General features: G+C 68.4%; 18 protein-coding genes and 1 tRNA gene. 8 read left to right on the top strand and 11 right to left on the bottom strand.

Annotation, left to right across the window (positions count from 1 at the left end; translation table 11 throughout):
- The first annotated feature begins 261 nt into the window (after positions 1-261).
- Entirely contained in the window at positions 262-570 is a 309-nt protein-coding gene (locus tag KZ686_RS07550; RefSeq protein ID WP_265633360.1) for an RpnC/YadD family protein, read from the top strand.
- A gap of 115 nt (positions 571-685) precedes the next feature.
- Here the strand turns inward: KZ686_RS07550 and KZ686_RS07545 are convergent.
- The 4 genes from KZ686_RS07545 to KZ686_RS07530 all read right to left on the bottom strand — a co-directional run bounded on the left by KZ686_RS07545 (position 686) and on the right by KZ686_RS07530 (position 5,152).
- A tRNA-Ser gene (locus tag KZ686_RS07545) sits at positions 686-775 on the bottom strand.
- Positions 776-884: 109 nt separating this feature from the next.
- Positions 885-2,198 carry a serine--tRNA ligase gene (gene serS, locus KZ686_RS07540; protein WP_149317849.1) on the bottom strand — a complete coding sequence of 438 codons (1,314 nt, stop codon included), beginning with the start codon at positions 2,196-2,198 and terminating at the stop codon, positions 885-887.
- A 135-nt stretch (positions 2,199-2,333) separates the two neighbouring features.
- A complete protein-coding gene (locus KZ686_RS07535; protein ID WP_149318018.1) occupies positions 2,334-3,698 on the bottom strand; it encodes a replication-associated recombination protein A in 1,365 nt (454 codons plus the stop codon).
- Between the two features lie 221 nt (positions 3,699-3,919).
- Entirely contained in the window at positions 3,920-5,152 is a 1,233-nt protein-coding gene (locus KZ686_RS07530; RefSeq protein ID WP_265633359.1) for an ABC transporter ATP-binding protein, read from the bottom strand.
- A 95-nt stretch (positions 5,153-5,247) separates the two neighbouring features.
- Here KZ686_RS07530 and KZ686_RS07525 point away from each other — a divergent pair, with 95 nt between their 5' ends.
- Both KZ686_RS07525 and KZ686_RS07520 read left to right on the top strand, forming a co-directional pair.
- Positions 5,248-6,936, top strand: coding sequence for an ABC transporter permease (locus KZ686_RS07525; protein WP_265633358.1), 1,689 nt, complete (start codon positions 5,248-5,250; stop codon positions 6,934-6,936).
- A gap of 180 nt (positions 6,937-7,116) precedes the next feature.
- Positions 7,117-7,863 carry a hypothetical protein gene (locus tag KZ686_RS07520; RefSeq protein ID WP_226108299.1) on the top strand — a complete coding sequence of 249 codons (747 nt, stop codon included), beginning with the start codon at positions 7,117-7,119 and terminating at the stop codon, positions 7,861-7,863.
- 33 nt (positions 7,864-7,896) lie between these two features.
- Here the strand turns inward: KZ686_RS07520 and KZ686_RS07515 are convergent, their stop codons facing one another.
- The 4 genes from KZ686_RS07515 to KZ686_RS07500 form a co-directional block, all read right to left on the bottom strand.
- Positions 7,897-8,952 carry a Fe(3+) ABC transporter substrate-binding protein gene (locus KZ686_RS07515; protein ID WP_149317846.1) on the bottom strand — a complete coding sequence of 352 codons (1,056 nt, stop codon included), beginning with the start codon at positions 8,950-8,952 and terminating at the stop codon, positions 7,897-7,899.
- A 179-nt stretch (positions 8,953-9,131) separates the two neighbouring features.
- Positions 9,132-9,539 carry a hypothetical protein gene (locus KZ686_RS07510; RefSeq protein WP_150084205.1) on the bottom strand — a complete coding sequence of 136 codons (408 nt, stop codon included), beginning with the start codon at positions 9,537-9,539 and terminating at the stop codon, positions 9,132-9,134.
- Positions 9,536-10,192 carry an outer membrane lipoprotein chaperone LolA gene (lolA, locus tag KZ686_RS07505; RefSeq protein WP_150084206.1) on the bottom strand — a complete coding sequence of 219 codons (657 nt, stop codon included), beginning with the start codon at positions 10,190-10,192 and terminating at the stop codon, positions 9,536-9,538. The genes KZ686_RS07510 and lolA overlap by 4 nt, the downstream gene beginning before the upstream one ends.
- Before the next feature lie 225 nt (positions 10,193-10,417).
- The gene (locus tag KZ686_RS07500; protein ID WP_149317843.1) at positions 10,418-12,745 is read right to left on the bottom strand and encodes a DNA translocase FtsK; all 2,328 of its coding nucleotides are present in this window, start codon (positions 12,743-12,745) and stop codon (positions 10,418-10,420) included.
- Between the two features lie 184 nt (positions 12,746-12,929).
- Between KZ686_RS07500 and trxB the strand changes: the two genes are divergently transcribed.
- Positions 12,930-13,877, top strand: coding sequence for a thioredoxin-disulfide reductase (gene trxB / locus KZ686_RS07495; RefSeq protein ID WP_149317842.1), 948 nt, complete (start codon positions 12,930-12,932; stop codon positions 13,875-13,877).
- A gap of 108 nt (positions 13,878-13,985) precedes the next feature.
- Positions 13,986-14,684 (top strand): Smr/MutS family protein, encoded by a 699-nt coding sequence (locus KZ686_RS07490; protein ID WP_407648522.1) that lies wholly within the window; start codon positions 13,986-13,988, stop codon positions 14,682-14,684.
- A gap of 155 nt (positions 14,685-14,839) precedes the next feature.
- On the opposite strand, the gene glnK is transcribed toward KZ686_RS07490, so the two are convergent.
- Together glnK and KZ686_RS07480 are read right to left on the bottom strand one after the other, a co-directional pair.
- Positions 14,840-15,178: a P-II family nitrogen regulator gene (gene glnK, locus KZ686_RS07485; RefSeq protein WP_006578394.1), complete on the bottom strand. Its 339-nt coding sequence runs from the start codon at positions 15,176-15,178 to the stop codon at positions 14,840-14,842.
- An 81-nt stretch (positions 15,179-15,259) separates the two neighbouring features.
- Positions 15,260-17,410 carry an NAD(+) synthase gene (locus tag KZ686_RS07480; protein WP_265633356.1) on the bottom strand — a complete coding sequence of 717 codons (2,151 nt, stop codon included), beginning with the start codon at positions 17,408-17,410 and terminating at the stop codon, positions 15,260-15,262.
- Positions 17,411-17,596: 186 nt separating this feature from the next.
- On the opposite strand from KZ686_RS07480, the gene KZ686_RS07475 reads away from it, so the two are divergent.
- A complete protein-coding gene (locus KZ686_RS07475) occupies positions 17,597-18,832 on the top strand; it encodes a GNAT family N-acetyltransferase (RefSeq protein WP_265633355.1) in 1,236 nt (411 codons plus the stop codon).
- A 186-nt stretch (positions 18,833-19,018) separates the two neighbouring features.
- Here KZ686_RS07475 and alaS read toward each other — a convergent pair whose 3' ends face one another.
- The gene (gene alaS / locus KZ686_RS07470) at positions 19,019-21,643 is read right to left on the bottom strand and encodes an alanine--tRNA ligase (protein ID WP_265633354.1); all 2,625 of its coding nucleotides are present in this window, start codon (positions 21,641-21,643) and stop codon (positions 19,019-19,021) included.
- Between the two features lie 422 nt (positions 21,644-22,065).
- Here alaS and KZ686_RS07465 point away from each other — a divergent pair, with 422 nt between their 5' ends.
- On the top strand, positions 22,066-23,286 hold the full coding sequence (locus KZ686_RS07465) for a CaiB/BaiF CoA transferase family protein (RefSeq protein WP_149317839.1): 1,221 nt from the start codon (positions 22,066-22,068) through the stop codon (positions 23,284-23,286).
- 217 nt (positions 23,287-23,503) lie between these two features.
- Entirely contained in the window at positions 23,504-23,962 is a 459-nt protein-coding gene (locus KZ686_RS07460) for a DUF2214 family protein (RefSeq protein ID WP_149317838.1), read from the top strand.
- Positions 23,963-24,073: the final 111 nt, after the last annotated feature.

The raw sequence follows: 24,073 nt of genomic DNA, 5'->3' as shown, positions 1-24,073 counted from the left end.
CTGTCGATGCGGACTTTTCTCATTGTGGGCACGCCGCCATCCGAGACGTAAAGTGCGTGCATTTTTCAGAAGCTTCGATGTGGCGCGATCGGCAAGCTACGCAGGTCTCAACCCCAGCATTGCCGATCATGGTTCCGACTTACGACTCTTGCTACAAGCTGCTGTTTTCCGCCCCTCAATTGGTGCGCGAACTGATTACGGGATTCATTCCGGTCGACTGGCTGCACAGCCTTGACTACGACACGCTGGAGCGAAGGTGTCTTGTTGCTGCCCGAATTGGTCAACCTGATGGAGGTCAATATGAGCCTGGTGCAATCGTTGCATAACTACCGGCAAGCCGGCGTGCTCGAAGGCAAGCTGGAGGGCAAGCAGGAAGGCAAGCAAGAAGGTGAAGCGCCCGTGCTGCGGAAAGTCCTGGTCCAGCGCTTCGGGCCGCTCCCGCCGGATATTGCGTCCCGAATCGCCGTCGCCAGCCCGGTGCAACTGGAAGCATGGGTCGACCGTCTCGGCGCCGCGCAGTGCCTCGATGACGTCTTTGAGGATCCGAACGGCGAATCGAGAGACGTCTGACGAGTGAGATGCCTCGTCAGGCGGCGTGGGCTCGGGCTGAGCGCTCGGGCAAAGCAAATCGCATCGCCCAAAAACAAAAACCCCCGAAGGCAGACCTTCGGGGGTTTTGCACTACTGGCGGAGAGGGTGGGATTCGAACCCACGGTACCGTTGCCGGTACGCCTGATTTCGAGTCAGGTACATTCGACCACTCTGCCACCTCTCCTGAACTGGTCGCGTTGCGGCGAAACCGAGATTATAGAGAAGTCAAAAACAGACTGCAAGAGGGTCGGCGCCTTTTTGCGCATGACTTCCTGCTCGCGGCTTCGCCGGCTTCAGGCCTCCGGTTCCAGCCGCGTCAGGCCGCCCAGATACGGCTGCAGCGCGGTCGGCACCGTGACCGAACCGTCCGCGTTCTGGTAGTTCTCCAGAATTGCCACCAGCGTGCGGCCGACGGCCAGGCCCGAGCCGTTCAGCGTGTGCACGAGCTCGGGCTTGCCCTGGCCGGCGCGGTAGCGTGCCTGCATGCGGCGCGCCTGGAAGTCGCCCATGTTCGAGCAGGAGCTGATCTCGCGATAGGTGTTCTGCGCGGGGATCCACACTTCCAGGTCGTAGGTCTTGGTGCTGCCGAAGCCCATGTCGCCGGTGCACAGCACGATGGTGCGGAACGGCAGGTCCAGCTTCTTCAGGATCGCCTCGGCATGGCCGGTCAGCTGCTCGAGCGCGTCGAACGAATCCTCCGGGCGCACGATATGGACCAGCTCGACCTTGTCGAACTGGTGCTGGCGGATCATGCCGCGCGTGTCCTTACCGTAGGAGCCCGCCTCCGAGCGGAAGCACGGCGTATGGGCGACGAAGCGCAGCGGCAGCTCGTCGGCCGACGCGATGGCGTCGCGCATCAGATTGGTCAGCGGCACCTCGGCGGTCGGAATCAGGTAGTAGTTCTCGATCCGCTCGCCGCCGTCCGCGCCCTCGCCGCCCACCTGGCGCGGCACCTTGAACAGGTCGTCCTCGAACTTGGGCAGCTGGCCGGTGCCGCGCATCGACGCCGCATTGACGATATACGGCACGTACATCTCGGTGTAGCCGTGCTCGAGCGTATGGGTGTCGATCATCAGCTGGACCAGCGCGCGATGCATGCGCGCGATGCCGCCGCGCAGTACCGCGAAGCGCGAGCCGGTGATCTTGGCCGCGCTCTCGAAATCGAGGCCGAGCCGCTCGCCCACGTCGACGTGGTCGCGCACCGCGAAGTCGAAGCTGCGCGGCGTGCCGACGCGGCGCACTTCGACGTTGTCGTTTTCGTCCTTGCCGACCGGCACGCTGTCGTGCGGCAGATTCGGCAGCGACAGCATCAGCTGCTGCAGCTGGGCCTGGATGTCGTCCAGGCGCGCCGCCGATTCCTTCAGCGTGTCGCCGATACCGCCGACCTCGGCCATCAGCGCCGATGCGTCCTCGCCCTTGCCCTTGGCCATGCCGATCTGCTTGGACAGCGTGTTGCGGCGGGCCTGCAGTTCCTCGGTGCGGGTCTGCAGTTGCTTGCGCTCGCTTTCGAGCGCCTGGAAGGCGCCCAGGTCGAGTTGGAATCCGCGCGTGGCGAGGCGTTGCGCCACGGCGTCGAGGTCTTTGCGGAGCAGCTGGATGTCGAGCATGTTTGCGGGAAAAGCGTGCGGTCGGAGCGATCGGGATGCGGCAGGCATGCCGCCGAACCGCACATTTTACTGCACCGCGACAGGAGCCGGCCGCAGTACCGGCCTGCGGCTCGCGGCCCGCGGGCCACGACCGCGCTAGCCGTCTGCCTCGTCCGCCTTGCCGCCCTTGCCCGCCACCTGGCTCTTCTGGCGCCGGTGCCAGGCGTCGTCGAGCTCGCGCAGATGGCGCAGCTTGTCCGAGATCTTGCCCTCCAGGCCGCGCGGCGTGGGCTGGTACCAGCCCTGCGCCTTCAGGTCGTCGGGGAAATAGTGCTCGCCGGCGGCATAGGCCTCTGGCTCGTCGTGCGCGTAGCGGTAGGCATGCCCGTAGCCCAGCTCCTTCATCAGCTTGGTCGGCGCATTGCGCAGATGGACCGGCACCGCGCGCGACTTGTCCTTGGCGACGAAGGCGCGCGCGGCGTTGTAGGCGTTGTAGCCGGCGTTCGACTTGGGCGCGACCGCCAGATAGATCAGCGCCTGCGCCAGCGCCAGTTCACCCTCGGGCGATCCCAGGCGCTCGTAGGTCTCGGCCGCGTCCAGCGTCATGCGTGCCGCGCGCGGATCGGCCAGGCCGATGTCCTCCCACGCCATCCGCACGATGCGGCGGGCCAGGTAGCGCGGATCGGCGCCGCCGTCGAGCATGCGGCAGAACCAGTACAGCGCGGCGTCGGGATCGGAGCCCCGCACCGACTTGTGCAGCGCGCTGATCTGGTCGTAGAACGCATCGCCGCCCTTGTCGAAGCGGCGCAGGTTCTCCGACAGCGCGCTGCCGAGCAGCGCCTTGTCGATCGTCTGTGCGCCGGCGGTACGCGCGGCCCGCGCGACGATCTCGATATTGTTCAGCAGCTTGCGGCCATCGCCGTCGGCGGACGACACGATCAGCTGCAGCGCCTCGTCGTCCCACGCCACGCCGCCCAGCGCCTCGCTGGCGCGCAGTGCGAGCTGGCGCAGCTCCGCGTCGTCCAGGCTCTTGAGCACATAGACCGCGGCCCGCGACAGCAACGCGCCATTGACCTCGAACGACGGGTTCTCCGTCGTCGCGCCGATGAAGGTGAACAGGCCGCTTTCCACATGCGGCAGGAAGGCATCCTGCTGGCTCTTGTTGAAGCGGTGGACCTCGTCGACGAACACCAGCGTGCGGCGCCCGTGCGCGCGGTATTGCTCGGCGCGCTCGACCGCCTCGCGGATGTCCTTGACGCCCGACAGCACCGCCGACAGCGCGATGAACTCGGCATCGAAGGCATCGGCCATCAGGCGGGCCAGCGTGGTCTTGCCGACCCCGGGCGGCCCCCACAGGATCATCGAATGCGGCTCGCCCGATTCGAAGGCCACGCGCAGCGGCTTGCCCGGGCCGAGCAGGTGCTGCTGGCCAATGACCTCGTCGATATTGCGCGGGCGCAGCCGTTCGGCCAGCGGTTGTCGGGAAGCGTCGGAGGGTTCGGAAAACAGCGAGTCCGGCACGGTGGTCAGGGCTTGGGTTTCAGTGCGGGCGGCGCGCGGGTTGCGGTACAGATGTCCGTGCAGGTCGGCGCAGGTGTCGGTGCAGGTGTCGGTGCTCGTCACCAAGGCACGTCACCAGGCACGTCTCCGGGCACGGCTCTGTGCGGGCCGCGCGGCCAGCCAAAGCGCCAGTGTAGTGCATCCGTACGCAACGCCGCCTGGCAGCGCCGAGGCCGGCGCCGCTAGCGCGGAAATGCCACCACGTCGTCGACCTCGACCCGGATGCCGATCCAGTCGCCGACGCCGTGGTCGTGGTGCGACGGCGCCAGCGACAGCACCCTGCCGCCGCTGGCCAGCCGCAGCGTGTAGAGGATCTCGGCGCCGCGGAAGGCCTTGTGCAGGATCTGCGCGCGCAGCGCGCTGGCATCGTCGTGCAGGATGTCGTCGGGGCGGATCAGCACATCGACCTCGGCCACGCCGGGCGCCACGGCGAGGCCATCGCGGCTATGCAGGGTCCCGAGTTCGCAATCGAGTTGCCCCGGCGCGGTCACGCGGGCGGGCATCAGCACGCCCTGCCCGATGAAATCGCCGACGAAGCGCGTGGCGGGCTTGTGATAGAGCTGGTGCGCCGTGCCCCACTGCTCGATCGCGCCGGCATGCATCACGCCGATCTCGTCGGCCATCGCGAACGCTTCGAGCTGGTCGTGCGTGACCAGGATCGCCGTCGCGCCCTGGGCCTTGAGGATCGCGCGCACCTCCAGGCTCAGGCGCTCGCGCAGGTCCACGTCCAGATTGGAGAACGGCTCGTCGAGCAGCAGCAGCTCCGGGCGCGGTGCCAGCGCGCGGGCCAGCGCCACGCGCTGCTGCTGGCCGCCGGACAGCTCGTGCGGAAAGCGCGCGCCGGCGCCGGCCAGGCCGACCAGCTCCAGCACTTCGGCGACGCGCTCTTTCCTGGCCTGCCGGCTCTCCCGATGCAATCCAAAGGCGATGTTGTCGGCGACGCTCAGATGCGGAAACAGCGCGTAGTCCTGGAACACCATGCCGACGCGCCGCCGTTCGGGCGGCACCGCCACGCCCGGCGCCGAGACCAGCTGTCCGTCCAGCACGATCCGTCCGGCACGCAGCGGCTCGAAGCCGGCGATGGCACGCAGCACGGTGGTCTTGCCGCAGCCGCTGGGGCCGAGCAGGCAGCCGATGCTGCCGCGCGCCAGCGAGAACGACAGGTCGTCGATGACGATCTGGCTGTCGAAGCCGTGGCGGATGTGCTCGACCTCCAGTACGAGATCGGCCGGCTGGCTGGCAGCGGCGGGCCCGGCAGGCGTGGCGGTCGCGGCGGGCGTGGCGGTCGCGGCGGGCGTGGCGGTCGCGGCAGGCGGGGCATCGGCCCCCGGCGAGGTAGCGGACGCTGGACTGGCCGGGGGAGTCGCTGCGGGCGTGACCGCGGCGGCGTCGGTATCGAGATCGAAGGCGGACATGCGAATCATTATAAGTATCAGCAACGCCGGACCGGCGGTTGATAGAATGCCCCAGCCGTGCCGCCTGCGGCACCCCTCCCCAGCCGATCGCCCGCATGTCCCTGCTCCATCCCGCCCGATTGCCCGATAGCGACCATGCCGGTGCGGCACGGCGCGGACGGCGGCTGACCGCGATCCATCCGCTGTCCTTCGCGGCGGGCCTGGTGGCCCTGCTGATCGCGGTGCCGATCCTGGTGGTGGCGGCCAGCCTGCTGACGCCCAGCACCGAGACCTGGCATCACCTGGCCGACACGGTGCTGGGCGAATACATCGCCAACACGCTGTGGCTGCTGGCCGGCGTCACCGTCGGCGTGCTGCTGCTGGGCGTGCCGACCGCGTGGCTCGTCTGCACGTACCGCTTTCCCGGCCGCGGCCTGATGGAATGGGCGCTGGTGCTGCCGCTGGCGATGCCGGCCTACGTGATCGCCTACGCCTATACCGACGCGCTGCAGTTCGCCGGGCCGGTGCAGAGCTGGCTGCGCGCGCTGACCGGCTGGGGCGCGCGCGACTACTGGTTTCCCGACGTGCGGACGCTGGGCGGCGCCATCGTGCTGTTCTCGCTGGTGCTCTATCCCTACGTCTACCTGACCGCGCGCGCCGCCTTCCTGCAGCAGACGCTGAACACGCTGGAGGCGGCCCGCCTGCTCGGCCATGGCCCCTGGCGCAGCGTGCTGCGCGTGATGCTGCCGCTGGCGCGCCCGGGCATCGCGGCCGGCACCGCGCTGGCGCTGATGGAGACGCTGGCGGACTTCGGCACCGTCGCCTATTTCGCGATCCCGACCTTCTCGACCGGGATCTACCGCGCCTGGTTCTCGCTCGGCGACAAGAGCGCCGCCGCGCAGCTGTCGGCGTGCATGCTGGCCTTCGTGATCGCCATCCTGGTGGCCGAGCGCATCTCGCGCGGGCGGGCCCGCGTGCATGGCGGCCAGCGCCGCCTGCCGGCGTATCGGCTGACCGGGTGGCGCGGCGCGGCCGCGCTCGGCACGTGCGCGCTGCCGGTGTTGCTGGGCTTCCTGGTGCCGGCGCTGATGCTGTTCGAGATGGCGTTCACCGACGGCGACGCGCAGTTCGGCCCGCGCTTTGTCGGACTGGTGCGCAACAGCTTCGTGCTGGCCAGCGTCACCGCGCTGGCCGCGGTGCTGATCGCGCTGGCGATCGGCTATGCCGGCCGGCTCGGCCGCGGCTGGCCGATGCGGGCGCTGCTGCGGCTCTGCGGCATGGGCTATGCGCTGCCGGGCTCGGTGATCGCGGTGGGCGTGCTGGTGCCGGTGGCGCGGCTCGACAATGCGATCGCCGGCTGGGTCGAGCAGTTGACCGGCGTGTCGCCGGGACTGCTGCTGACCGGGGGCATCGCCGCGCTGGTCTACGCCTATCTGGTGCGCTTTCTCGGCGTCGCGCTGCAGACCGTCAATGCCGGGCTGGCCAAGATCACGCCCAGCATGGACACCGCGGCCCGCAGCCTCGGCCACGGGCCGGCCGCGACGCTGCGCCGCGTGCATCTGCCGATGCTGCGCGGCAGCCTGCTGACGGCGGCGCTGATCGTCTTCGTCGACGTGATGAAGGAATTGCCGGCGACGTTCGTGATGCGCCCCTTCAATTTCGACACGCTGGCCGTGCAGGCCTACAACCTCGCCGCCGACGAGCGGCTGGCCGAGGCCGCGACGGCCTCGCTGGTGATCGTGCTGGTCGGGCTGATCCCGGTGATCGTGCTGTCGCGCCAGATCCGCCGCAGCGCGCAGGACTGAGCAACCGCGCGCAGTCCGTTGGGCGCAGTCCGTCGGTAGCGTACCTGCATCGGTGCAGGTGGGCTGACCTCCTCTCGATGCCGAATTAAAGACCGCCGCCATTTCCGCCGATATCCCGTGAATGCCAAGCTGGGCCGCGCAGGCGGCCCGCTTTCCTCGAACACGAAGGGCGGGAGTCGTATGCAAATTCGTTACCGGATGCTGGTCTTCAAGATGTCGCGCCTGGCCAGCCAGAACAAGCTGACCGCAGTGCAGGAGATCGGCTTCGCCACCGAGCTCGCCGAACTGGTGGTCAAGGAAGGCATCGCCGAGCGCGTGGTGCAGGAACTGTTCGACGATGAACATCCGCAACTGCGCCGCATCGCCATCAATGCGATCCGCCGCACCGGCCGCTTCGACGTGCCGGGATTGCAGTCGGCGCTGCTGCGCAGGTTGTCCGATGCCGAGCCGTGGCTGCGCCACGATGCGGTCTGGGTCATGCAGGAAGCAGCGATGGATGGCGGCCTGGTGCGCGCAGGGCTGCGCCGGTTGGCCGGCACCGTGCAATTGCCGCAGGACGCGGTGCGTGCCAAGTCGAACCCCGGGGATGCGCTGTTGCAGGCCCAGGTGCGCGCCCGGCAGGCGCTCGATGCCTTGCTGAAGAAGGATGCGCAGGCCGCGCTGGCGGCGTTGCGGGCCACGCTGGCGACGTTCGCCGCGCTGAATCAGGAGCCGTATGGCAGCGGCACGGTGGGCCAGATGAACCTGGCGCGGCGGGAACTGCAGCGCCGCATGGCCAGGCGGGCGCTGTCGAGCAGCACGCGGCTGACGTTCCGCCGCGTCGAGGGGCCGGACGGCAAGACGGGCTTCGCGGAGAGCGCCAGCACCGCCGGCTCCGTTAAAGGCGGCGGCGCGAACGACGACGCGGCCGGCGGCGATCCGTCGTGAGGACCGGCACCGGCCGCGCCCTTGCGCCGGCGCTTACTTGAAGCCGGCCTTGTCCGCCAGCTTCTGCGCAACCGGCTGATACTTGCCGAGCTCGGCCACGTTGATGCGGTCCGCCTTGAAGCTGCCCAGCGCTTCCAGCGCCGGGTTGGCGACCTTGACGCTCGGCACCACCGGCCATTCGTTGTTGCCGTTGGCGAAGTAGGCCTGAGCCTCGTCGCTGGCCAGGTACTCCAGGAACTTGACCGCCGACTCCTTGTTCGGCGCGTGCTTGAGCATGCCGCCGCCCGAGATGTTCATGTGCACGCCCTGGCTGTCCTGGTTCGGCCAGACCACGCCGAGCTTGTCCGCGACCGCCTTGTCCTCGGGCTTGGTCGACTTCAGCAGGCGCGCGATGTAGTAGGTGTTCGAGATCGCCAGATCGCATTCGCCGGCGGCCACGGCCTTGAGCTGGTCGGTGTCGCCGCCCTTGGGCGTGCGCGCCAGATTGGCCACCACGCCCTGCGCCCAGCGCTCGGTCTTCGCTTCGCCGTCATGCGCGATCAGGCTGGAGATCAGCGACAGGTTGTAGACGTGGCCGCTGGAGCGCGTGCACAGCTTGCCCTTCCACTTCGGGTCGGCCAGGTCCTCGTAGGTCTTGATGTCGCCCGGCTTGACGGTGTCCTTGTTGTAGGCGATCACGCGGGCGCGCGCCGAGAAGCCGAACCATTCGCCGTTGGGATCGCGGAAGTTGGCGGGGATGCGCGACTCGAGCACCTTCGACTTGACCGGCGCGAACACGCCGGCCTGCTGGGCACGCCACAGGCGGCCGATATCGACGGTGATGAAGACGTCGGCGGGGCTGTTGGCGCCCTCGCTCTTGATCCGCTCGAGCAGCGGGTCTTCCTGCCCCTCGATGCGATTGATCTTGATGCCGGTCTGTTTGGTGAAGTTGCTGTACAGCGCCTCGTCGGTCTGGTAGTGCCGGGCCGTATAGAGGTTCAGCACCTTTTCCTGAGAGCCCTGGGCCATCGCGGCCAGGGGAATCGACGCGGCGCTGGCCGCCATGGTGAGAGCTGCCGCCGCGGGCAGCAGACGACGAAACACGTACATGGACTCCTCCGGGCTTTGCGGTTGCGCCGCTGGCCGAATGCCGGCGGGCGAGCGCAAACAATAATGATTCCCGTTTTCGGCGTCAATGTCGGTTTCCCCGCGTGGAACGGCCGCGACAGGGGCGTCCACGGGCGGGAATATCACCAGGCCGGAATGGCCCGCCCCGGCATGCTCACGGCTCAGCCGCTGGCGCGAGATACCAACGCGCCGACCGCATCGGCCGGCAGCGGACCGTGGCAGCCACGTTCCCCGCCGCGCCGCTGGGTCACCAGCCAGACCCGGCCCGGCTGGCCGGTCGGCCGCAGCAGCCAGGCGTCGCCGCGCGCCGCGCCCGGCAACTCCTCCAGCACGCCGCTGCGCTCGGACTGCAGCATGGTCGCGCAGTCGCGCGCGGAGGCGGCCGTGGCGGCGAGGAAATCGGGGTTGGTCAGCACCTCGGCCAGCGTGGTGTCGGGGGCGCGCAGAAAGGCGTCGATATCGAACTGCCGGCTGGCGCCCGCGGTCTTGCCGCCGGCGCAGGCGCCCAGCGTCAGCAGCGCGGCCAGCGCCGGCACCAGGGCCGCGCGACGCAAGGTGGCGGGCCTCATTGGCGGATCACGTCGGCGCCCTTGGGGACGCTGAAGCGGAAGGTGTCGGCAGGCAGCGACGGGTTCTTCTGCATCGCCGAGAAGGTCAGCAGCGTGGTGTTGCCGAAGGCGTCGCGCAATTCCATCGCTTCGAGATTGCCGGCCTTGAAGCCGATGCCGATCCGCTCGAACTGCGTGTCCTTGGCCTTGGGCGTCAGCTCCAGCCATTCGATGCCGTCGCGGGTGGGGCCGTCCTTGACGACGAAGCTCTTCTCCAGGTCGTTGCTGCCGAACAGGATCGCCGCCGGGCTCGAGCCCAGCGCGGCGTCGAGCTTGCGCTCGGTGACCTGGTTCAGGTCCTTGTCGTAGATGTAGAGCGTCTGGCCGTCGGCCTGCAGCAGTTGCTCGTAGGGCTTGGTATAGCGCCAGGCGAACTTGCCGGGGCGGGAGAAGACGAAGGTGCCGCTCGAGGTGCCGGTGACGCGCATCGCCTCGCCGGTGCCCTTGACCTGGCGCTGCGTGAATTCGCCGCGGGCGCTCTTGACGGTGGTGACGAAGGTCTTCAACTGATCGGTGGCGGCGGCTTGCGCGGTGGCCGGGGCCAGCGTGGCCCATGCCAGGGTGGCGGCGGTGCCGATGGTGGCAAGGGCGGACGCCAGTACGCGATTTGGCATGCAATCGATCCTTGTGTTGGTGAATCGCGACGATTCGCTTTGATTCGCGTTGATGCGGGACGACTTGCGACTTCCGACCTACGGTTCACGGGCGCGGAAGCGTCGCGTGCGCCGTGGCCTGTCCGCATGATGTGTCGGTTAGAGCGAGGGACCGGCGGTGGATTCCGTCCGCGGCCGTCAGCAAGCGTGACAGGCGTAACGGCATATTACCCGCCGGCCGGCGCGCTACTCCTCGCGCGCGGCGGCGCCGCCGCCGGGTGCCAGGATGTCGCGGTTGCCGTTGCCGGACATCGCCGACACCAGGCCGGCCTTCTCCATGTCCTCGAGCAGGCGCGCGGCCCGGTTGTAGCCGATGCGCAGATGGCGCTGCACCAGCGAAATCGACGCACGGCGATTCTTCAGCACGACCTCGACCGCCTGGTCGTACAGCGGGTCGGCCTCGCCGCCACCGCCGATGCCGGCACCGCCGCCCAGCCCGTCGACACCGATCTCGCCGTCGACCAGGCCGCCCTCGAGAATGCCCTCGATATAGTTCGGCTCGCCGGCTTCCTTCAGCTTGTCGACCACGCGGTGCACCTCGTCGTCCGAGACGAAGGCGCCGTGCACGCGCACCGGCAGGCCGGTGCCCGGCGCGAGGTACAGCATGTCGCCCATGCCGAGCAGTGCCTCGGCGCCCTGCTGGTCCAGGATCGTGCGCGAGTCGATCTTGCTGCTGACCTGGAACGAGATCCGGGTCGGCACGTTGGCCTTGATCAGGCCGGTGATCACGTCGACCGAGGGACGCTGCGTCGCCAGCACCAGATGGATGCCGGCCGCGCGCGCCTTCTGCGCGATCCGCGCGATCAGCTCCTCGACCTTCTTGCCGACCACCATCATCAGGTCGGCCAGCTCGTCGATCACGATCACGATCATCGGCAGCTTGTCCAGCGGTTCCGGCGCATCCGGCGTCAGGCTGAACGGGTTCGGGATCTTTTCCTCGCGCGCCGCGGCCTCGTCGATCTTCTTGTTGTAGCCGGCCAGATTGCGCACGCCCATCTTGCTCATCAGCTTGTAGCGGCGCTCCATTTCGCCGACCGCCCAGTTCAGCGCATTGCCGGCCTGGCGCATGTCGGTGACCACCGGACACAGCAGATGGGGGATGCCCTCGTAGATGCTCATTTCCAGCATCTTCGGGTCGATCAGGATCAGCCGCACGCTGTCGGCCTTGGCCTTGTACAGCAGCGACAGGATCATCGCGTTGATGCCGACCGACTTGCCCGAGCCCGTGGTACCGGCGACCAGACAGTGCGGCATGCGGGCCAGGTCGGCGACCACCGGCTTGCCGGCGATGTCCTTGCCAAGCGCCAGCGTCAGCTGCGAAGCACTCTCGTTGTAGACCTGCGAGCCCAGGATCTCGCCCAGGCGCACCGCCTGGCGCTTCGGATTCGGCAGTTCCAGGCCCATGTAGTTCTTGCCCGGGATGGTCTCGACCACGCGAATCGACACCAGCGACAGCGAGCGCGCCAGGTCCTTGGCGAGGTTGACGATCTGGCTGCCCTTGACGCCGGTGGCCGGCTCGATCTCGTAGCGGGTGATCACCGGGCCCGGATAGGCGGCCACGACCTTGACCTCGACGCCGAAGTCCTTGAGCTTCTTCTCGATCAGGCGCGAGGTGAATTCCAGCGTCTCGGCGCTGACGGTCTCCTGCGACACCGGCACCGGGTCCAGCAGCGACAGCGGCGGCAGGTCGGCATCCTGCAGGTCGGCGAACAGCGGCTGCTGCTTCTCGCGCTCGACGCGCTCGTGCTTGGGCACCGCCTGCGGGCGCACGATCTGCACCGGCGCCGCCTCCTCGATGCGCACGCGCTGGACCTCGACGGTCTCGGTGCGCTCAACCTTGGCGGCCTCGCCGATGATGCGGTCCTGCTTGCTTTCGCGGCGCGCCTTGAAGCCGAGGAAGGCGGTCTCGACGAAGCCGCCGACCTTCTCGCAGACCGACAGCCACGAGAAATGGAAGAACAGCGACAGGCCGATCGCGAGCATCAACAGCAACAGCAGCGTGGCGCCGGTAAAGCCCAGCGCGGTCTGCAGCCAGCCGCCCAGCAGATCGCCCAGCACGCCGCCGGGGGCGCGGGGCAGGGCCTCGCGCAGCGGATACATGCGCACCGCCTCCAGACCCATGCTGGCGGCCAGCGTCAGGCCGAAGCCGATCCAGCTGACCACCACGCCCTGGCGTGCCTCGCCGACCTGGTCGGGGAACTCGGCGGTCAGCACGCGCCAGCCGCGCCAGCAGCGGCGCACCAGCAGCACGCCGAGCCAGTAGGCCGAGAAGCCGAAGATGAAGAACAGCACGTCGGCCATCCAGGCGCCGACGCGGCCGCCCAGGTTATGGATCTGCGCCACCTGATTGGCGTGCGACCAGCCCGGATCGGCCTTGCTGTAGCTGGCCAGGATGCACAGGAAGGCCAGCGTCGCGGCCAGCAGCAGGAACCAGCGCACTTCTCCCAACAGCTTGCCGATGCGGGAAGGCAGGACGGAGGGATCGGTGCGGGTGGTCGTGGTGGTTCTGGCCATGCGTGGGTACGGATCGCGGCGCGGCACGGCGCCGTACGGAATTGCGGTGGCGGCATTTTACCTCCCCCGCAGGCTATCGCCGCCATTGGAATTTGCAACAATGCGCCCACGCCGGTCCACTTATAATGCGGGTTTTCGATTACCCATGCCGGCGCGCCGCGCACGCCGGCCACAGGAACGCATCATGGCCAAACACGCGAAAGTGCTGATTCTCGGTTCCGGTCCCGCCGGCTACACCGCCGCCGTCTACGCGGCGCGCGCCAACCTGGAGCCGGTGCTGATCACCGGCCTGGCCCAGGGCGGCCAGCTGATGACGACCACCGACGTGGAGAACTGGCCCGCCGATCCGAACGGCGTGCAGGGCCCCGAGCTGATGCAGCGCTTTCTGGAGCATGCCGAGCGCTTCAACACGGAAATCGTGTTCGACCACATCCATACGGCCAAGCTGACCGAGCGTCCGATCCGCCTGATCGGCGACGCCGGCGAGTACACCTGCGACGCGCTGATCATCGCCACCGGCGCCTCGGCGCAGTACCTCGGCCTGCCGTCCGAAGAGAATTTCATGGGCCGCGGCGTGTCGGCCTGCGCGACCTGCGACGGCTTCTTCTACAAGAACCAGGAAGTGGCGGTGATCGGCGGCGGCAATACCGCGGTCGAAGAGGCCCTGTACCTGTCGCATATCGCCAGCAAGGTCACCGTGATCCATCGCCGCGACAAGTTCCGCGCCGAGCCGATCCTGGTCGACCGCCTGCTGGCGCGCGAGAAGGAAGGCCGCGTCGAGATCGTGTGGAACACCGTGCTGGACGAGGTGCTGGGCGACGAATCGGGCGTGACCGGCGTGCGCATCCGCAATGTGCAGAGCGGCGCCACCGAGGACCGCAAGCTCGCGGGCGTGTTCGTCGCGATCGGCCACAAGCCGAACACCGACCTGTTCGTCGGCCAGCTCGAGATGAACAACGGCTATATCGTGACCAAGAGCGGCCTGTCGGGCGACGCCACGGCCACCAACATCCCGGGCGTGTTCGCCGCCGGCGACGTCCAGGACCACGTCTATCGCCAGGCCATCACCAGCGCCGGCACCGGCTGCATGGCCGCGCTCGACGCGCAGCGCTACGTCGAAGCGCTGAAGTAAGGTCGTTCCGGCTCGCCGCGAGGCGGGCCACCCGCGGCGCCGGATCGTGTTACCTTGCCGGTTCCACGGTCTTGCCCGCTGCTCCGCGGCGGTGCCGCTTTTCCCATCATGAAGCACGGTGCCAGCAAATCCGGCCGCCTTGCCGGTTCTTCTCCCACTCCCGCCCGTACCCGCCTTGGCCTCGACGATCTGGCACGCCTGCGCGACCAGATGAAGGCCGATGCCGAGCGCCGCGAGGCCGAGCGCCTCGCCGCCGAGGAAGCCGCGCGCCAGGCGGCCGCCGAAGCCAATGTGTTCCGCAACAGCATCGGCAATGTCCAGACATTGCGCGATCGCAACCGCGTGACGCCGCCGGCCAGGCGGCCCGAGCCGGTACCGGTGCAAAGCCAGCTCGACGACCAGGCGGTGCTGGCGGCCTCGCTGTCGGATCAGTTCGATGTGGAAAACCTGCTGGAGACCGACGACACGCTGTCGTTCCGCCGTCCCGGCATCGGCAACGACGTGATTCGCAAGCTGCGGCGCGGCGAATGGGTGCCGCAGGACCGGATCGATCTGCACGGACTGCGCCGCGACGAGGCGCGCGAGGCGCTGGCCGAATTCCTGCGGCGGTGCGTGCGGCGCGGCGTGCGTTGCGTGCGCGTGATCCACGGCAAGGGCAACGGCTCGCCCGACAAGCAACCGGTGCTCAAGGGCAAGGTGCGCAGCTGGCTGGTGCAGAAGGAGGAAGTGCTGGCCTTCGTGGAGGCGCGTGGCGCCGAGGGCGGCTCGGGGGCCTTGATGGTGCTGCTGCGCCAGCCGTATGCGTGATGGCCGACTGGCGCGCCTGATCGAACGCTGACCTCGCTGCCCTGTCCCGGACCTCTCTTCCGGACCCCTCTGCCGGGTCTCTCTTCCGGCCCTCTTCCCGCCCCTCCCGCCAGCGGGAGAGGGAGAAGCCCATCGAGGCAGCCAGTCTTCCCGCCTTACACCGCCGCTTCGTCCTGCTCGCCGGTCCGGATCCGGATCACGCGTTCGATCTCGGTGACGAAGATCTTGCCGTCGCCGATCTTGCCGGTGTGGGCCGCCTTGACGATCGCGTCCAGCACGGTATCGAGCTGGCTCTCGGCCACGACCACCTCGATCTTGATCTTCGGCAGGAAGTCGACCACATACTCGGCGCCGCGATACAGCTCGGTGTGGCCCTTCTGCCGGCCGAAACCCTTGACTTCGGTGACCGTCAGGCCGGTCACGCCCACGTCGGCCAGCGCCTCACGCACTTCGTCCAGCTTGAACGGTTTGATGATGGCGGTAATTTGCTTCATGTCGGCCCCCTTTCTGTCGTGATTGATTGATGCAAGATTCTAGCCCGCGCGGCGCGATGGCGCGCCAAAGCGGGCTGGGGATCACCCCTTGTCGTGTCGATTGCCGGCCTTCGCGGCCGCCTTGCCGTTGCGGTTGCCGTTGCTGCCGTTGCTGCTGCTGTTGCCGACGCCGTTGCGCGCAGGCGCGGTGTCCGGAATGCGGTCCAGTTCGGCCAGCCACGCGGTCGACTCGCTGTCGCTGGGCGCGCGCCAGTCGCCGCGCGGCGACAGCGAACCGCCCGAGCCCACCTTCGGCGCGTTCGGAACGCACGAGCGCTTGAACTGGCTGGTGCGGAAGAAGCGATCCAGGAAGATGCGCAGGTTGCGCTTGATGTCGGCCAGTTCGTACTGGTTGCGCGCGACATGGGCCTCCTCGGGCCACTGCCCTGCCTCGCGGTCGCCCCAGGCGTGCAGCGCCAGGTAGGCCACCTTCGACGGCGTGAAGCCGAAGCGCAGCGTGTAGTACAGGTTGAAATCCTGCAGCTCGTAGGGCCCGATCACGCTCTCGGTCTTCTGGCCCGGCTTGTCGTTCGAATCGCCCGGCACCAGTTCGGGGCTGATATCGGTGCCCAGCACGTCGAGCAGCACCTCGGTGCCGCCCGCACCGATCTGGCCCGTTTCGGCGACCCAGCGCACCAGATGCGAGATCAGCGTCTTCGGCACGCTGGCATTGACGTTGTAATGCGACATGTGGTCGCCGACGCCATAGGTGCACCAGCCCAGCGCCAGCTCGCTGAGGTCGCCGGTGCCGATCACGATGCCGTTGTGGTGGTTGGCCAGCCGGAACAGGTGGTTGGTGCGCTCGCCGGCCTGCACGTTCTCGAAGGTCACGTCGTAGACCGGCTTGCCGTCGGCGAACGGGTGGCCGAGGTCCTTGAGCATCGCCAGGCAGCTCGGCCGGATGTCGATCTCGCGCGCGGTGCAGCCGACCACTTCCATCAGCCGCCTGGCCTGCTGCAGCGTGCGGTCGCTGGTGGCAAAGCCAGGCATCGTGAAGCCGAGGATATTGGCGCGCGGCAGGCCCAGCCGGTCCATCGCCTTGGCGCAGACCAGCAGCGCATGCGTCGAATCGAGACCGCCGGACACGCCGATCACCACCTTGGAGATGCCGGTGGCCGACAGCCGCTGCACCAGCGCCTGCACCTGGATCTGGTAGACCTCGTTGCAGCGTTCGTCGCGCCGCCTGCGGTCGGCCGGCACATAGGGGAAGCGCTCGACGCGGCGTTGCAGCGGCAGATTGCGGTCCTCGTCGACGCCGAGAACGAAGCCGACCGTGCGGAACTTCGCCACCTCGCCGGCATGGCGGCGCACCGAGTCGCCGAACGTGGTCATGTGCATGCGCTCGCGCGAGAGCCGCTCCAGATCGACGTCGGCGAAGATCATGTGCGAGTCGTCGGCGAAGCGCTCCGATTCGGCCAGCAGTTCGCCGTTCTCGTAGACCAGCGCCTGGCCGTCCCAGGCCAGGTCGGTGGTCGATTCGCCCTTGCCGGCCGAGCTGTACAGATAGGCCGCCAGGCAACGGGCCGATTGCTGCGACACCAACTGATGGCGGTAGCCGGACTTGCCGATCACGATATTCGATGCCGACAGATTGACCAGCACCGTGGCGCCGGCCAGCGAGGCGAACGACGACGGGGGGATCGGTACCCAGACGTCCTCGCAGATCTCGACATGGAAACGAAACAGCGGGATGTTCTCGATCTCGAACAGCAGCCCGGCGCCGAACGGCACGCTCTGCCCGAGCAGGTCGATCTGCTCGACCGTGGCGCAGTCGGCCGCGCTGAACTGGCGCGCCTCGTAGAACTCCCAGTAGTTCGGCAGAAAGCTCTTGGGCACCACGCCGCGCAGCTGGCCGCCGGCGACCACGACCGCGCAGTTGAACAGCAGATGCTGGACGCGCAGCGGCATGCCGACCACCAGCGCGCACGGCAGCGTGCGCGAGGCCTCGACGATCTCGCCGAGGGCGCGCCCGCAGGCGTCGAGCAGGGTCTTCTGGTGGAACAGGTCGTCGCAACTGTAGGCCGACAAACCCAGCTCCGGGAAGGCCACCAGCGCGGCCCCGGCGTCGGCCGCCTCGCGGGCCAGCGCGATCGTCTGCTGTGCGTTGAAGTCGGGATCGGCGACCTTGCAGCGCGGCACGCCGACCGCCACGCGCACGAAGCCATGGGAATACAGATTGAAGAATCGGCTCATCTCGAACACCCTTGTTGTGCGCAGGGCCGGCATGGCGCCGGACAGGCCGGACAGGCCGGACAGATGCAATTCGCGGCCACGGGCGATAATGCGACGTCGGCATCCGCCCCGCATCCACCCGCATCTACTTTCCAGCCGCCGGTCCCGCGGACCTCGGCAAGGCACACCGTGAAAGCAAGCAAGTCCATGCCATCCCACGCAGGCAGCGCCGCCATGCAGGCGGAGCGACCCGAGAATTATCGCACGCGTATCGTCGAGAACCTGGCCGACATCGCGCCGGCCGAATGGGACGGCCTGCTGGCGCGGCAGCCCGGCCGCACGCCTTTCCTGCGCCATGCCTTCCTGCATGCGCTGCATGCGAGCGGCAGCGCCAGCGACGACACCGGCTGGAGCCCGCGCTATCTGACCTTGTGGAAGGACGGCGGGGACGTCGCCCATGGCGAGCGCCTGGCCGCCGCGATGCCGCTCTACGTCAAGGCGCACTCGTACGGCGAGTATGTGTTCGACTGGGCCTGGGCCGATGCCTATGCGCAGAACGGCCTGGAGTACTACCCCAAGTGGCTGTCGGCGATTCCGTTCACGCCGGTGCAGGGCACGCGCCTGCTGGCCGAGAACGCGGTGTCGCGCGAGCTGTTGCTGCAGGTCGCGCTGACGCTGGCCGAGCAGAGCCAGCTGTCCTCACTGCATGTGCTGTTCCCCGACGAGGCGGAGGCCGCGCTGATGCAGCAAGCCGGCATGATGATGCGCCACGGCGTGCAGTTCCACTGGACCAATCCCGGCTATCCGGACTTCGACGCGTTTCTCGCCACGCTTTCGCAGAAGAAGCGCAAGAACATCCGCGCCGAACGGCGCCGCGTCGCCGAGGCCGGCATCGCGTTCCGCCATCTGCGCGGCACGGAGATCGGCCCCGACGACTGGCGGCTGTTCCATCGCTGCTATCGGCAGACCTATCGCGAGCATCGATCGACGCCATATCTGAACCTGGATTTCTTCGAGCGCATCGGCGCGGCGATGCCCGAGCATCTGCTGCTGGTGATCGCGCGGCGCGACGGGCGCGACATCGCCGCCTCGCTGCTCGTCTATGACGACGATCCCGCGGTCAGCACGCTGTACGGCCGCTATTGGGGCGCGCTCGAACACCATCCCTGCCTGCATTTCGAGACCGCGTACTACCAGCCGCTGGCCTTCTGCATCGAACACGGGATCCGCACCTTCGAGGGCGGCGCGCAGGGCGAACACAAGATGGCGCGCGGCTTCCTGCCGGTCGCCACGCGCTCGGCCCACTGGCTCGCGCACCCGGCCTTCGCCGATGCGGTCGAACGCTTTCTCGCACGCGAGCGCGCGGGCATCGATGCGTATCTGGATGAATTGAACGACAGGACGCCGTATGCAAAGACGGCGGAAGGTGGCGGGGCTGGCTAGCCAGGTGTTCCCCTTCCCCCGTGTGCGGGACAGGATCGGGGGAGAGGGAAAGGCAAGCTGTTCTGCCCAACGCCGTCAGCGCTTGCCGACGCCCTATACCTATACCCTCTCCCCCAGCCCCTCTCCCTGAGGTGGGAGAGGGGAGCCAGCCATCGCGGTGTGCGTGCTGGCGCGGCAAGCGAACCCTCAAACCTTCGCCGCCACCCACTCGCCCACGCCCGCCAGCGCCGCCGGCAGCTTCGCCGGTTCGGTGCCGCCGGCCTGGGCCATGTCCGGGCGGCCGCCGCCCTTGCCGCCGACCTGCTGGGCGACGAAGTTGACCAGCTCGCCGGCCTTGACCTTGCCGGTCGCGTCGGCGGTGACGCCGGCGATCAGGCTGACCTTGCCGTCCTGCACCGCGCCGAGCACGATCGCCGCGCTCTTGAGCTTGTCCTTGAGCTTGTCCATCGTCTCGCGCAGCGTCTTGACGTCGGCGCCTTCGAGCTGGGCCGCCAGCACCTTCAGACCCTTGATCTCGATCGCCTGGCTGGCCAGCTCGTCGCCCTGCGACGCGGCCAGCTTGCTCTTCAGGCGCTCCAGCTCCTTCTCCAGCGCGCGCACCTGGTCCTGCATCTGGCCGATGCGCGGCACCAGCTCGCTCGGCTGCGCCTTCAGCGCGGCCGCGGCCTCGTTCAGGCGCGAATCGAGCGACTGCAGATAGTGCAGCGCGTTGTCGCCGGTGATCGCCTCGACCCGGCGGATGCCGGCCGCGACGCCGCCTTCGACCACGATCTTGAACAGGCCGATATCGCCGGTGCGGGCCACGTGGGTGCCGCCGCACAGCTCCTTCGAGCTGCCGATCGACAGCACGCGCACCTCGTCGGCGTACTTCTCGCCGAACAGCGCCATCGCGCCGCTCTTGACGGCATCGTCGAACGGCATCAGCTCGGCGCCGGTGGCCTCGTTGCGCAGGATCTCGGCGTTGACGATCTCCTCGACCTCGCGGATCTGCGCCGCGGTCAGCGGTGCGTTGTGCGAGAAGTCGAAGCGGGTCTTGTCGGCGTCGACCAGCGAGCCCTTCTGCTGCACGTGGCTGCCCAGCACTTCGCGCAGCGCCTTGTGCATCAGGTGGGTGGCCGAGTGGTTGCGCATCGTGCGCGCGCGGCGCAGGGCGTCCACCTCGGCCGTCACGGTGTCGCCGACCTTCAGCGCGGCGCCGCCGAGCGTGCCCTGATGGCCGAACACATCGGCCTGGACCTTGGTCGTATCGGCCACCGCGAACACCGCGGCGCCGGCCTTCAGTTCGCCCTGGTCGCCCGCCTGGCCACCCGACTCGGCGTAGAACGGCGTGTGGTCGAGCACCACCACGCCGGTCTGGCCCGGTTGCATGACATCGACCGAGGCGCCGTCGACATACAGCGCGACCACCTTGGCGTCGTTGAGCGCCAGCTTCTCGTAGCCGTGGAAGGTCGTCTTGGCGCCGGTGTATTCGAGGCCGGCGGCCATCTTGAACTTGCCGGCGGCGCGGGCCTGCTCGCGCTGGCGCGTCATCGCGGCGTCGAAGGCGGCCTCGTCGACCGAGACCTGCTGCTCGCGGCAGACGTCCTGCGTCAGGTCCAGCGGGAAGCCGTAGGTGTCGTGCAGCTTGAACGCGAGCTCGCCGTCCAGCATGTTGCCGCCCTTGGCCTTCAGGTCGGCCAGCGCCGCATCGAGAATGCTCATGCCGTTCTCGATGGTTTCGAAGAACCGCTCTTCCTCGGCCTTGAGCACCTCGACCACGCGCGGCTCGGCCTCGGCCAGCTCCGGATAGGCCTCGCCCATCTGCGCGACCAGGTCGGCCACCATCTTGTGGAAAAACGGCGTCTTGCGACCCAGCTTGTAGCCGTGGCGGATCGCCCGGCGCACGATCCGGCGCAGCACGTAGCCGCGACCCTCGTTGCCCGGAATCACGCCGTCGACGATCAGGAAGGAGCAGGCACGGATATGGTCGGCGATGACCTTCAGCGAGTTGTTGGCCAGATTGTCGGTGCCGGTCTCGCGCGCGGCGGCGCGGATCAGCGCCTGGAACAGGTCGATCTCGTAGTTGCTGTGCACGTGCTGCAGCACCGCGGCGATGCGCTCCAGGCCCATGCCGGTGTCGACGCAGGGCTTGGGCAGCGGCGTCATGTTGCCCTGCTCGTCCCGGTTGAACTGCATGAACACCAGGTTCCAGATCTCGATGTAGCGGTCGCCGTCCTCTTCGGCCGATCCCGGCGGGCCGCCCCACACGTCCGGACCGTGGTCGTAGAAGATTTCCGAGCACGGGCCGCAGGGGCCGGTGTCGGCCATCTGCCAGAAGTTGTCGGACGCATAGCGCGCGCCCTTGTTGTCGCCGATCCGCACGATGCGCTCGACCGGCACGCCGACTTCCCTGGCCCAGATGTCATAGGCCTCGTCGTCCTCGGCATAGACCGTGACCCACAGCTTCTCGGCCGGCAGGTTGTAGACCTTGGTCAGCAGCTCCCACGCGTACTGGATCGCCTCGCGCTTGAAGTAGTCGCCGAACGAGAAGTTGCCCAGCATCTCGAAGAAGGTATGGTGGCGCGCGGTATAGCCGACGTTTTCCAGATCGTTGTGCTTGCCGCCGGCGCGCACCGAACGCTGCGACGAGGTCGCGCGCGAGTAGGGCCGCTTGTCGGTGCCGAGGAAGACGTCCTTGAACTGCACCATGCCGGAGTTGGTGAACAACAGCGTCGGATCGTTGGCCGGCACGAGGCTCGACGAGCGGACCACGGTATGGCCCTTCGATTCGAAGAACTGCAGGAACTTGCTGCGGATGTCGGAGACTTTCATGTTTGGGGGCAAGGCGTCCCCGCATGGACATCGCAGGGCGCAGTCGGATTGGATTTGCAAACCGTTGATTATACGGGGAACGCGGCCGCAACGGCAGGCTGGACCGGCGGTTGCGGCCGCGCCCCGGCGGCCTGCGCGGCATGCAAGCGACACCGCTGCCGCGGTCCCTGGATGTGCCTCCGGCGACCCGCCGGTGGTACAGTGCTGGCTGTCCGGGCCGGCGGCGGCCCGCCCGCCTGCGCGCCGGTGACCTCTGGTTTTGCCGGACCCGTCTCGCCGGCTCGCTTCACCGGCCCGCTTCAAGGGCCCGTGCTGCCGGCCCGGTTCCGCGGGCCCGTCCGGCGGGACCGTTCCGCCGGCCAATGTCGCCGCCCTGCCCGATTCGCCGTCCAGCCGCCTCACCGATACCGCCTGATATTCCCATGGGAGCTTTAAGCCACCTCCGCGTTCTCGACCTGACCCGCGTGCTCGCCGGGCCCTGGTGCGCCCAGAACCTTGCCGACTTCGGCGCCGACGTGATCAAGATCGAACGGCCCGGCGCCGGCGACGACACCCGCACCTGGGGCCCGCCGTGGCTGCAGGACGAGTCCGGCCGCGACACCGCCGAGGCGGCCTACTACCTCGCCGCCAACCGCAACAAGCGCTCGGTGACCTGCGACATCAGCACGCCCGAGGGGCAGCAGCTGGTCCGCGAACTGGCGGCGCAGAGCGACGTGGTGCTGGAGAACTACAAGGTCGGCCAGCTGAAGAAGTACGGGCTCGACTATGAATCGCTGAAGGCGGTCAAGCCTGACCTGATCTACTGCTCCGTGACCGGCTTCGGCCAGACCGGCCCCTACGCCGCCCGCCCCGGCTACGACTTCATCATCCAGGGCATGGGCGGCTTCATGAGCCTGACCGGCGAGCGCGACGACCTGCCCGGCGGCGGCCCCCAGAAGGCCGGCGTGGCGATCTCCGACCTGATGACCGGCCAGTACGCGACCATCGCGGTGCTGGCCGCGCTGGCGCACCGCGACCGCACCGGCGAGGGCCAGTACATCGACATGGCGCTGCTCGACGTGCAGGTCGCCATGCTGGCCAACATGAACACCAATTACCTGGCCAGCGGCGTCGCGCCGAAGCGCTGGGGCAACGCGCACCCGAACATCGTGCCGTACCAGACCTTCCAGGCGGCCGACGGCTGGATCATCGTCGCAGTCGGCAACGACGGGCAGTTCCGCAAGTTCGTCGAGGCCGGCGGCCGGCCCGAGCTGTCGGCCGATCCGCGCTTCGCCACCAATCCGCAGCGCGTGGCCAACCGCGACACGCTGGTGCCGATCCTGGCCGAGATGGTCAAGCCGCGCACGCGCGCGCAGTGGATCGCCGATCTGGAGGCGGCCGGCGTGCCGTGCGGCCCGATCAATACGCTGGACGATGTGTTCGAGGACGCCCAGGTCAAGGCGCGCGGCCTGCGCGTGGACCTGCCGCACCCGAGCGCGGGCGAGGTCAAGCTGGTCGGCAGCCCGATCAAGATGAGCGCCACGCCGCCGCAGGCGGTCCGCCACCCGCCGCTGCTGGGCGAGCACACCGATGCGGTGCTGGGCGAGATGCTCGGCTATACGCCGGAGCGCATCGCCGAGCTGCGGGCCAAGGGCGTGCTGTGACGGGCCGATGTCGCCTGGAATGACGCCTGGAATGACGCCTGGAATGACGCTTGGAATGACGCTTGGAATGACGAGTAGAACGACGGATCGATCGGCGAGTTGATCGACAAGTCGATCGACGTATTGCGATGAATGACGAGGCGGCGGCCAAGGGGCCGGCCGTCGCCCGCACCGATTCCCCAACCCCTTCCCCACCCTGAACCGAGCCGGAGTACCCATGCAGATCGATGCCTTGCTCGCTTTTCTCCACTTCCTGTCCATCTTCGCGCTGATCACCTTCCTGGTCGCCGAGGCCGTGGTGCTGCGGCCCGGCATCACGCCGGCGGCGGTGCGCCGGGTCGGCATCTACGATCTGCTGTACTTCGGCTCCGCGATGGCGGCGCTGGCCACCGGCCTGCTGCGGCTGTTCTATGGCGCCAAAGGCGTCGAGTTCTACCTGCCCAACCCGTGGTTCCACGCCAAGATGACGGTGTTCGTGCTGATCGCGCTGTGCTCGCTGCCGCCGACCTTCCGCTTCCGCCGCTGGCGCGCGCAGGCCGCCGGCCAGGCCGGCTTCGTGCCGTCCGACGCCGAACTGAAGGCGGCGCGCCGCTGGGTCATGGTCGAAGCGCATCTGCTGATCCTGCTGCCCCTGTGCGCCGTGATGATGGCGCGCGGGCTGGGTATCCGCGGCTGAGTTCCGGCGCTCGCCCTGCCGAGCACGGGACCACGAAGACAACCAGGGTCACGAAGACCATCAACACCACCAAGACCATACGAGGCGCCGGCGGACCCGCCGCGCCCACCG

This window comes from Cupriavidus cauae (genome assembly GCF_026210475.1).
Classification (GTDB): Bacteria; Pseudomonadota; Gammaproteobacteria; order Burkholderiales; family Burkholderiaceae; genus Cupriavidus; species Cupriavidus cauae.
Note: the sequence above shows the minus strand (reverse complement) of the source record. Positions and strands in the feature narration are given on the sequence as shown.